The sequence below is a fragment of the Streptomyces sp. NRRL WC-3605 genome, from assembly GCF_001509795.1.
Lineage (GTDB): Bacteria > Actinomycetota > Actinomycetes > Streptomycetales > Streptomycetaceae > Streptomyces > Streptomyces viridochromogenes.
Window position 1 is genome coordinate 1 of the sequence record NZ_LLZN01000104.1, and the last position, 9,939, is coordinate 9,939.

At 68.9% G+C, this 9,939-nt stretch carries 10 protein-coding genes and 1 rRNA gene; all 11 read left to right on the forward strand.

Annotated features, from left to right (window positions below; genetic code table 11):
* Positions 1–99, forward strand: a 5S ribosomal RNA gene (gene rrf, locus ADL34_RS32225); the annotation flags it as partial.
* A gap of 110 nt (positions 100–209) precedes the next feature.
* Positions 210–821: a CDP-alcohol phosphatidyltransferase family protein gene (locus ADL34_RS32230; protein ID WP_062674484.1), complete on the forward strand. Its 612-nt coding sequence runs from the start codon at positions 210–212 to the stop codon at positions 819–821.
* Between the two features lie 115 nt (positions 822–936).
* Positions 937–3,432 (forward strand): mannose-1-phosphate guanyltransferase, encoded by a 2,496-nt coding sequence (locus ADL34_RS32235; protein WP_062674486.1) that lies wholly within the window; start codon positions 937–939, stop codon positions 3,430–3,432.
* A gap of 98 nt (positions 3,433–3,530) precedes the next feature.
* A complete protein-coding gene (locus tag ADL34_RS32240; RefSeq protein ID WP_079034496.1) occupies positions 3,531–4,442 on the forward strand; it encodes a DUF881 domain-containing protein in 912 nt (303 codons plus the stop codon).
* Entirely contained in the window at positions 4,439–4,771 is a 333-nt protein-coding gene (locus tag ADL34_RS32245) for a small basic family protein (protein WP_003988855.1), read from the forward strand. The genes ADL34_RS32240 and ADL34_RS32245 overlap by 4 nt, the downstream gene beginning before the upstream one ends.
* Before the next feature lie 5 nt (positions 4,772–4,776).
* Positions 4,777–5,619, forward strand: coding sequence for a DUF881 domain-containing protein (locus ADL34_RS32250; RefSeq protein WP_062674490.1), 843 nt, complete (start codon positions 4,777–4,779; stop codon positions 5,617–5,619).
* Between the two features lie 424 nt (positions 5,620–6,043).
* On the forward strand, positions 6,044–6,580 hold the full coding sequence (locus ADL34_RS37175) for an FHA domain-containing protein (RefSeq protein WP_062674492.1): 537 nt from the start codon (positions 6,044–6,046) through the stop codon (positions 6,578–6,580).
* 39 nt (positions 6,581–6,619) lie between these two features.
* Entirely contained in the window at positions 6,620–7,357 is a 738-nt protein-coding gene (locus ADL34_RS32260; RefSeq protein ID WP_062674494.1) for a MerR family transcriptional regulator, read from the forward strand.
* Between the two features lie 85 nt (positions 7,358–7,442).
* A complete protein-coding gene (locus tag ADL34_RS32265; protein WP_004002801.1) occupies positions 7,443–7,916 on the forward strand; it encodes a bifunctional nuclease family protein in 474 nt (157 codons plus the stop codon).
* 262 nt (positions 7,917–8,178) lie between these two features.
* Entirely contained in the window at positions 8,179–8,838 is a 660-nt protein-coding gene (locus tag ADL34_RS32270) for a MerR family transcriptional regulator (RefSeq protein ID WP_079034498.1), read from the forward strand.
* A gap of 43 nt (positions 8,839–8,881) precedes the next feature.
* A partial coding sequence (locus ADL34_RS32275) for a DNA polymerase IV (RefSeq protein WP_107116133.1) occupies positions 8,882–9,939 on the forward strand: 1,058 nt, incomplete at its 3' end.

Sequence of the window (9,939 nt, forward strand, 5' to 3'; positions counted from 1 at the left end):
AGGGAAACGCCCGGTTACATTCCGAACCCGGAAGCTAAGCCTTACAGCGCCGATGGTACTGCAGGGGGGACCCTGTGGGAGAGTAGGACACCGCCGAACTCCTTTTAGAGCTCCGGCTCTTGGGCGTAACAGCCCGAGAGCCGGAGCTTTTTTGTGTTGAGGTAGGGTCGGGGAGCATCGTCGATTCGTTCACCACAGGAGGCCCCCGGGTGGAGGTCCAGGAGACCCGTGTCCAGACAGACCGGGTCCTCACCATCCCCAACATCCTCAGCATGGCGCGGCTCGTTGGCGTGCCGCTGTTCCTGTGGCTGATTCTGCGGCCCGAGTTCGGTGGGCCCAAAAGTGACGGCTGGGCGCTTCTGGTGCTGGCCCTGAGCGGTGTCAGCGACTACCTGGACGGCAAGCTGGCCAGGCGGTGGAACCAGATCAGCAGCCTCGGCCGGCTTCTCGACCCGGCAGCCGACCGGCTCTACATTCTCTCGACTTTGGTCGGCCTGACATGGCGGGAGATTCTGCCGCTCTGGTTGACCGGTGTACTGCTGGCGCGCGAGCTGGTTCTGCTGGTCATGGTGGGCATCCTCAGGCGGCACGGGTATCCGCCGCCGCAGGTGAACTTCCTGGGGAAGGCGGCCACCTTCAACCTGATGTACGCGTTCCCCCTGCTGCTGCTCAGTGACGGCAGTGGTTGGATCTCGTCACTCGCTGCTATTTTCGGATGGGCGTTCGCCGGATGGGGTACAACGCTCTATTGGTGGGCAGGAGTCCTCTACGTGGTACAAGTCCGCCGCCTCGTTCGCGCGGACGCCGCCATGGCCGACTGAACTCGCCGATTGCCAAGGGCGTAGCGGCTCGATGGCCCGCTCGCGAAAAGTGCGGGACAATAACGGACGGGTGAAGTCGGCTAGACCGTCGTCTCTGGAGGAGGACGCTTCCGACATGAAGGCCGTCGTGATGGCCGGGGGCGAAGGCACACGCCTTCGTCCTATGACCTCGAGCATGCCCAAGCCGCTCCTGCCGGTGGCCAACCGGCCGATCATGGAGCACGTTCTGCGGCTGCTCAAAAGGCATGGGCTGAATGAGACCGTCGTTACCGTTCAGTTCTTGGCCTCGCTCGTCAAGAACTACTTCGGTGATGGCGAAGAGCTCGGTATGGAGCTCACGTATGCCAATGAGGAGAAGCCACTCGGTACCGCCGGAAGCGTCAAGAACGCAGAGGAAGCACTGAAGGACGACGCTTTCCTCGTCATCTCCGGCGATGCCCTGACCGACTTCGACCTCACCGAGCTCATCAACTTCCACAAGGAAAAGGGCTCGATGGTCACCGTCTGTCTGACGCGTGTGCCGAATCCGCTGGAATTCGGTATCACGATCGTCGACGAGGAGGGCCGCGTCGAGCGCTTCCTGGAGAAGCCGACCTGGGGCCAGGTCTTCTCGGACACCGTGAACACCGGCATCTACGTCATGGAGCCCGAGGTATTCGACTATGTCGAAGCCGATGTGCCCGTGGACTGGTCGGGTGACGTCTTCCCTCAGCTGATGAAGGAGGGCAAGCCCATCTACGGCTATGTCGCGGAGGGCTACTGGGAGGACGTCGGTACGCACGAGAGCTATGTGAAGGCCCAGGCCGACGTCCTGGAGGGCAAGGTCGACGTCGAGCTGGACGGCTTCGAGATCTCTCCCGGGGTGTGGGTGGCCGAGGGTGCCGAGGTGCATCCCGACGCCGTGCTGCGGGGGCCGGCGTACATCGGTGACTACGCCAAGGTCGAGGCCGGCGCCGAGATCCGGGAGCACACGGTCGTCGGCTCCAACGTCGTCGTGAAGAGCGGTGCCTTCCTGCACAGGGCCGTCGTGCACGACAACGTGTACGTCGGGCCGCACAGCAATCTGCGCGGCTGCGTCGTCGGCAAGAACACCGACATCATGCGCGCCGCGCGGATCGAGGACGGCGCGGTCATCGGTGACGAGTGCCTGATCGGTGAAGAATCGATCGTTCAGGGCAATGTGCGGGTGTACCCGTTCAAGACCATCGAGGCCGGTGCCTTCGTCAACAACTCGGTGATCTGGGAGTCCAGAGGGCAGGCGCATCTGTTCGGCGCCCGCGGTGTCTCCGGCATCCTGAACGTGGAGATCACACCCGAGCTGGCGGTGCGGCTGGCGGGCGCGTACGCCACCACCCTGAAGAAGGGGGCCACCGTCACGACGGCCCGCGACCACTCCCGTGGTGCGCGCGCGCTCAAGCGGGCGGTGATCTCCGCGCTGCAGGCCAGCGCCATCGACGTACGGGACCTGGAGAACGTGCCGTTGCCGGTCGCACGGCAGCAGACCGCGCGGGGCAGTGCCGGCGGCATCATGATCCGTACGACGCCCGGTGTGCCCGACTCGGTGGACATCATGTTCTTCGACGGGCAGGGTGCCGACCTGTCGCAGGCCAGTCAGCGCAAGCTGGACCGGGTCTTCGCGCGGCAGGAGTACCGGCGCGCGTTCCCGGGCGAGATCGGCGACCTGCACTTCCCGGCGAGCGTCTTCGACTCCTACACCGGCTCGCTGCTGCGGAACGTCGACACGACCGGGATCGCCGAGTCCGGGCTCAAGGTCGTCGTGGACGCGTCCAACGGAAGCGCCGGCCTGGTGCTGCCGAGCCTGCTCGGCAAGCTCGGCGTGGACTCGCTGACGATCAACCCCGGTCTCGACGAGTCCCGGCCCACCGAGTCGGCCGACACACGGCGGTCGGGGCTGGTGCGGCTGGGCGAGATAGTGGCGTCCGCGCGGGCCGCGTTCGGCGTGCGGTTCGATCCCGTCGGCGAGCGGCTCTCCCTGGTCGACGAGAAGGGACGGATCGTCGAGGACGACCGGGCGCTGCTCGTCATGCTCGACCTGGTGGCCGCGGAGCGGCGGAGCGGACGTGTGGCGCTGCCGGTGACCACCACGAGGATCGCGGAACAGGTGGCCGCCTATCACGGGACGCAGGTCGAGTGGACGACGACGTCGCCCGACGACCTCACCCGGGTGGGCGCCGACGAGGCGACGATCTTCGGTGGTGACGGCCGCGGCGGCTTCATCATCCCGGAGTTCAGCAGCGTCTTCGACGGCACCGCCGCTTTCGTCCGGCTGATCGGTCTGGTGGCGCGTACGCAGCTCACGCTCAGCCAGATCGATGCGCGCATCCCGCGGGCGCACGTCCTCAAGCGGGACCTCGCGACCCCGTGGGCGGTCAAGGGACTCGTGATGCGACGGGTCGTCGAGGAGGCCGGGGATCGCTTTGTCGACACGACCGACGGTGTGCGGGTCGTGGAGACGGACGGCCGCTGGGTGATGGTGCTGCCCGACCCGGCCGAGGCGGTCACCCATCTGTGGGCGGAGGGGCCGGACGACGCGTCCGCCCAGGCGCTGCTCGACGAGTGGGCGGCGGTCGTGGACAGCGCCGGACGCTGAGTCCCGCGTAAGCACGCGTGCCGGACAGGTACCCCTGAAAGGGGCCTGTCCGGCACCTGCGGTGGGGCCATTCGGAGTATCGGCGGCGACGTGCGACGATGTGCGGCATGCCGCAGCCCCCCGTTCGGAGCACACCCACGCGCCCGCCGCGTCCGGACGCCTCCATGTCGCTGCTCACCAACGTCATGGATCACAGTCTCGACGACGGCTACGCGGAGGCCGCCGCCCGCAAGAAGGCCGCCGGTGAGGGCGGGCTGCCCAAGACGCTGCGGGCCAAGCTGGGACTCGCCGTGGGTCTGGTGCTCGCGGCGCTCGTGGTGACCGTGGGAGCGGCGCAGGCGCGCGTGGCCGCGCCGGTCGTCGCCAAGGAGCGCGAGGAGCTCGTCGACCGCGTCGAGAAGGAGACCGAGGCGGCGGACGAGCTGGAGAACACGGTCGACAAGCTGCGCGCCGACGTGAACGCGCGGCAGCGCCAGGCGCTGAAGTCGACCGGGCACGGCGAGAAGGCCGACCTGGTGAGCATCCTGTCCGGTGCCGTCGAGGTGACGGGGCCGGGTGTGAAGCTGGTCGTGGACGACGCCAAGGAGGCCGGTGACGCCGCCGGGGGTGACGCGCGCGGGTCGTCCGGCTTCTCGGACACCGGGCGGGTACGCGACCGCGACATGCAGCGCGTCGTCAACGGAATGTGGGAGTCCGGCGCGGAGGCCGTCTCGATCAACGGGCAGCGGCTGACCGCCCTGTCCGCGATCAGGGCCGCGGGTGACGCGATACTGGTCGACAACAGGCCGCTGGTGCCGCCGTACACGGTGCTCGCGGTGGGGGACGGGGAGCGGCTGAGCCGCGCCTTCCAGGACAGTGCCGACGGCCTGTACCTGAGCGCCCTGCAGGAGAACTTCGGCATCCGGACCAGCATCTCCGCGCAGGAGGACCTCAAGCTGCCCGCGGCGCCGAGCGTGATCGTCCGTACAGCACAGCCGAACACCGAGACAACTGAGAAGGGCACATCGTGATCGCCGTACTGGGCCTCGTCGTGGGCGTCGTGGCCGGCCTGTTGGTCCGGCCCGAGGTTCCGGCGGTCGTCGAGCCGTATCTGCCGATCGCCGTCGTGGCGGCTCTCGACGCCGTCTTCGGTGGTCTGCGGGCCATGCTCGACGGCATCTTCGACGACAAGGTCTTCGTCGTGTCGTTCCTGTCGAACGTGGTCGTGGCCGCGCTGATCGTGTTCCTGGGCGACAAGTTGGGCGTGGGCGCGCAGCTGTCCACCGGTGTCGTCGTGGTGCTCGGCATCCGGATCTTCTCCAACGCCGCCGCGATCCGCCGGCACGTCTTCCGGGCGTGAGGCCGATGAGCAACCAGGACGAGACCCGGGAGAACCGGCTGCGCGCCGAGTTGCCCGAGGAGGTGCAGGCCGGCCCTGACGAGGCTCCTGAGGCCGCTGAGGAGGACGGTGACCGTCCGGCGGAGCTGACCGGCCGGCAGCGGCTGGTGAAGGGCCTGTGGCCGCCGCGGGTGAGCCGGGCCCAACTCATCGTGGCGCTGCTGCTGTTCGGGCTCGGCTTCGGCCTCGCGGTCCAGGTCGCCTCGAACAGCGACGGCGACAGCGCCCTGCGCGGAGCACGCCAGGAAGATCTTGTCCGCATCCTCGATGAACTCGACGACCGAAGTCAGCGTCTTGAGGACGAGAAGCAAGGTCTCGAGAAGCAGCGCGACGAACTGGAGAACAGTTCCGACCAGGCCGAGGAGGCCCGCAGGCAGACGGTCGAGAAGGAGAGGCAACTCGGCATTCTGGCGGGCACCGTGGCCGCTGAGGGACCCGGCATCACGATCACCATCGACGACACGAAGGGGACGGTCGAGGCGGACATGCTGCTCGACGCGATCCAGGAGCTGCGCGCGGCCGGGGCGGAGGCGATGCAGGTGAACGGTGTCCGCATCGTCGCCGGCACCTATCTGTCCGACGCGGGCAACACCGTGAGCGTCGACGGGAACAAGATCAACGCTCCCTATCGTTTCAAGGTCATCGGCAAACCACAGGACCTGGAGCCGGCGCTCAACATCCCTGGAGGCGTGGTCCAGACCCTCGAGAAGGAGCAGGCCACCGTGACCATCGAGCGGTCTGACAAGATCGTCGTGGACGCCTTGCGAGCGGCGAAGCGGCCTGACTACGCTCGGTCGTCCTCCCGGTGACCCGGCGGTGCATGGGGGACATCCGGCAAGGGCATGAGGTTGCGGGGGGTCGGCGCACCGATTGGGTGGTGCGTGGTGGAAACTGTCTGGCGGAGACGGACGTTGTGAAGATGTCCGGGTCGGCCAATAGGTTCAGTCAGGGTTCGTCCTGCCCCACGGGCGGGTCTGTTTCGGTCAAGGGGAATCGCCCGTGAAGTTGTTTGGGAAGCTGTTCGGCAAGAGTGCGCGAGACGAGAACGCGACCACTCGTCACCGCGCACAAGGGGACGAGGAAGGGCAGCGCCCCCTGTTCAGGGACCAGGTCCCTGGACCGGGCGGCGACATTTCCGGAGGTCAGGGCGCGCCGTCGGTTGACCCTGGCCAGTCCGGCGACATAGGTTTCGGACAACCGTCAACCTCGAGTACGGGTGGAGGGTTTTCCCCGATGTCGGCCCTGGTGTGTACGAGGTGCGGTAACCGCAACGCGGAGAACAGCCGCTTCTGCTCCAACTGCGGCGCGCCGCTGCGTGCCGGAGGTGCGCCCGAGCGCCCGTCCGAGACGACGTCGACGATCTCCATCTCGGGCATCGAGGCCTACGACGCCGAGACCACCGGTCAGACGCAGATTCCCGCGCTCTCCCCGGAGGCACAGGCCGCCGTCGACGCGCTGCCGGTGGGTTCCGCGCTCCTGGTGGTGCGCCGTGGACCGAACTCGGGCAGCCGCTTCCTGCTGGACGGCGATCTGACCACCGCCGGGCGGCACCCGCAGAGCGACATCTTCCTGGACGACGTGACCGTCTCGCGCCGGCACGTGGAGTTCCGCCGCACCCAGGACGGCTCGTTCACGGTGGCCGACGTCGGCAGCCTCAACGGCACGTACGTCAACCGCGAGCGGATCGACCAGGTCGCTCTGAACAACGGTGACGAGGTGCAGATCGGCAAGTACCGGCTGGTCTTCTACGCGAGCCAGCGGGGCTTCTGACCTCCCCCGGACCCGTCCGGGGAGACCCAGGGAAGGTCCATGCTGAAAACACCGAGCGGCGGTGCCGGCAACGGTGCCGCCGCCACGGACGGTCGGCCGATGAGCATCGGCACGGTGCTGACCGTGCTCCACGAGGAGTTCCCTGACGTCACGATCTCCAAGATCCGTTTCCTGGAGTCGGAAGGGCTGGTCGAGCCGCGCCGCACACCGTCGGGCTACCGCAAGTTCGGCCAGCAGGACGTGGAGCGGCTGCGCCACGTCCTGCGGATGCAGCGGGACCACTATCTGCCGCTGAAGGTGATCCGCGAGCACCTGGACGCCATGGAGCGCGGCGAGGCCGCGGCCCTGCCCGCGCTGTGCCGGCAGCGCGACGGCGACGGGGTCCTGGAGCCGGTCGAGGAGCGTACGGCCGCCCGTCTCGGACGGGCTCAGCTGCTGGCCGCGGCCGGGATCGGGGAGCAGCAGCTCGCCGAGTGGGAGTCGTACGGGCTGATCACCGCCCTCCCGGACGGCGCCTACGACGCGGAGGCGGTGACCGTGGCCACGCTCGTGGCCGAGCTGGGCCGCTTCGGCATCGAGCCGCGGCACCTGCGGGTGATGAAGGCCGCCGCCGACCGTGAGGCCGGTCTCGTGGAGCAGGTCGTCGCGCCGCTGAAGCGGCATCGCAACCCCCAGACCAGGGCTTATGCCGAGGCCAGGGCCAAGGAGCTGGCCGGGCTCACCGTCCGGCTGCACGCCGCGCTGATGCAGACGGCCCTCGGGGTGCGGCTGCCCTGAGCGGCGCATGCACGGATCGGCCGGATCGGCCACCCGATCCCGGCCCGACTACCCAAACGTCCCGAGCACGGCCTAGGGTTGCTGTGTGAACGAGCTCGATGTCGTAGGTGTCCGGGTCGAAATGCCCTCCAACCAACCGATCGTGCTCCTGCGTGAAGTGGGAGGCGACCGCTACCTCCCCATCTGGATCGGGCCCGGGGAGGCGACGGCGATCGCCTTCGCCCAGCAGGGCATGGCCCCCGCACGACCGCTGACCCACGATCTGTTCAAGGACGTGCTCGAGGCGGTCGGCCAGGAGCTCACCGAAGTGCGCATCACCGATCTGCGTGAGGGCGTCTTCTACGCCGAGCTGGTCTTCGCCAGCGGTGTCGAGGTGAGCGCCCGTCCGTCCGACGCGATAGCGCTGGCCCTGCGCACCGGAACGCCGATCTACGGCAGCGACGGTGTGCTCGACGACGCGGGCATCGCGATCCCGGACGAGCAGGAGGACGAGGTGGAGAAGTTCCGCGAGTTCCTCGACCAGATCTCGCCGGAGGACTTCGGCACCAGCAGTCAGTGAGACGGCGTGGGCGGCCCGTCCGGCCTGGTCCGGAGCGGTGCGGCCCGCGGCCCGTCACGGCCCGTACGCCGGGCATGTGCCACGGGCGAGGGAGGGCGTCATGGAGCCCGGTTCGGGCGCATTCGGCTAGCCTTTCCCCGCGGCGGGGCACGGGAAACCACTCGTAGGGTGATTATCACTCGGCGTGCCGAGTGTGGCGATCGTTGACGCACCCCCGGTGACTGCCTACCGTCGAGAAGGCAGGTCAAGGACGGAGGTCGGCGTGAGAAGCAGCGGCGGCGGTACGGCTGGGGGTGCACCCGAGCGCGGCCTCGGGGCGAGCGGTCCGTACCCGCTTCACGGCAGCGCTGTCCAGGGCGGTGCGGCCGATCACGCCCCGCAACGACCGGAGGCCGTGCCGAGCGGCGGCGGAGGGGCGGCGTCCATGGCCGAGCAGATCGGGTACCGGGGTCCGACGGCCTGCGCGGCCGCCGGGATCACGTACCGGCAACTGGACTACTGGGCCCGCACCGGACTCGTCGAGCCCAGCGTGCGGCCGGCGTACGGGTCGGGCACGCAGCGCCTGTACAGCTTCCGGGACGTCGTCGTCCTCAAGATCGTGAAACGTTTCCTGGACACCGGTGTGTCCCTGCAGAACATCCGGACCGCCGTTCAGCACCTGCGCGAGCAGGGCTTCCGGGATCTCGAACGGCTGACCCTGATGAGCGACGGCGCCACCGTGTACGAGTGCACCTCGCCGGACGAGGTCCACGCGCTGCTCCAGGGCGGGCAGGGGATCTTCGGGATCGCCGTCGGCGTGGTGTGGCGGGACGTCGAGAGCGCGCTGTCACAGCTGCACGGGGAGCGGATCGACACCGGGGAGACGCTGGTCGGGCACAACCCGGCCGACGAGCTGGCACGGCGGCGCAACCGCGCGGTCTGAGGTCGCGGCGGCGTTGTCAGTGCCGTAGGGCAGCATCGGAACTGTGAGAAACGCGCCCACCATCCTGCACCTCGACATGGATGCCTTCTACGCGTCGGTGGAACAGGCGTCCAAGCCGAGCCTGCGGGGAAAGGCCGTGATCGTGGGCGGGCTGGGGCCCCGCGGGGTGGTGGCCACGGCCTCGTACGAAGCGCGGATCTTCGGGGTGCACTCCGCCATGCCGATGGCGCAGGCGCGGCGGCTCGCGCCCAACGCCGCGTATCTCGTGCCGCGCTTCTCGATCTACCGGGACGTCAGCGAGCGCGTGATGGGGCTGCTGCGGGAGCTGTCGCCGCTGGTGGAGCCGTTGAGCCTGGACGAGGCGTTCGTCGACCTGGAGGCCGGGGGAGTGGCCTGGGACGCGGAGTCCGCGCGGCTGGTGGGGGTGAAGCTGCGCTCCGACATACGGGCCGCCACCGGGCTGGCCGGGTCGGTGGGGCTCGCGGCGTCCAAGATGGTCGCGAAGATCGCCTCGGAGGAGGCCAAGCCGGACGGGATGGTGCTGATCGAGCCGGGGACCGAGCGGGCGCTCCTCGGGCCGATGTCCGTACGCGTGCTGCCAGGGGTGGGACCGGCCACCGGGGACCATCTGCGGCGGGCCGGGATCCACACGGTCGAGGAGATCGCCGAGGCGGGCGAGGACGAGCTGGTGCGGCTGCTGGGGAAGGCGCACGGGCACGCCCTGTACGCGATGGCGCTGGCGCACGACGAGCGGCCCGTGGTGGCGGAGCGGGAGGCGAAGTCCGTCTCGGTCGAGGACACGTACGACGTCGACATCCATGACCGGACGCGGGTGGGACTGGAGGTCCAGCGGCTCGCCGACCGGTGCGTGGGGCGGTTGCGGGGGGCCGGTCTTTCGGGGCGGACGATCGTGCTGAAGGTACGGCGGTACGACTTCTCGACGCTGACGCGGTCGGAGACGTTGCGGGGGCCGACGGACGATCCGGCGGTGGTGCGGGAGGCTGCCGCGCGGCTGCTGGAGGGGGTGGACACGACCGGGGGTGTGCGGTTGCTGGGGGTCGGGGTGAGTGGTCTCGCCGACTACACGCAGGAGGATCTGTT

What these genes read in the sequence shown, in the direction of transcription:
- ADL34_RS32240 (WP_079034496.1), top strand. Translation starts at nt 3,531, where the DNA reads ATGTGCGGCATGCCGCAGCCCCCCGTTCGGAGCACACCCACGCGCCCG.
- ADL34_RS32235 (WP_062674486.1), top strand. Translation starts at nt 937, where the DNA reads ATGAAGGCCGTCGTGATGGCCGGGGGCGAAGGCACACGCCTTCGTCCT.
- ADL34_RS32260 (WP_062674494.1), top strand. Translation starts at nt 6,620, where the DNA reads ATGCTGAAAACACCGAGCGGCGGTGCCGGCAACGGTGCCGCCGCCACG.
- ADL34_RS32250 (WP_062674490.1), top strand. Translation starts at nt 4,777, where the DNA reads ATGAGCAACCAGGACGAGACCCGGGAGAACCGGCTGCGCGCCGAGTTG.
- ADL34_RS37175 (WP_062674492.1), top strand. Translation starts at nt 6,044, where the DNA reads ATGTCGGCCCTGGTGTGTACGAGGTGCGGTAACCGCAACGCGGAGAAC.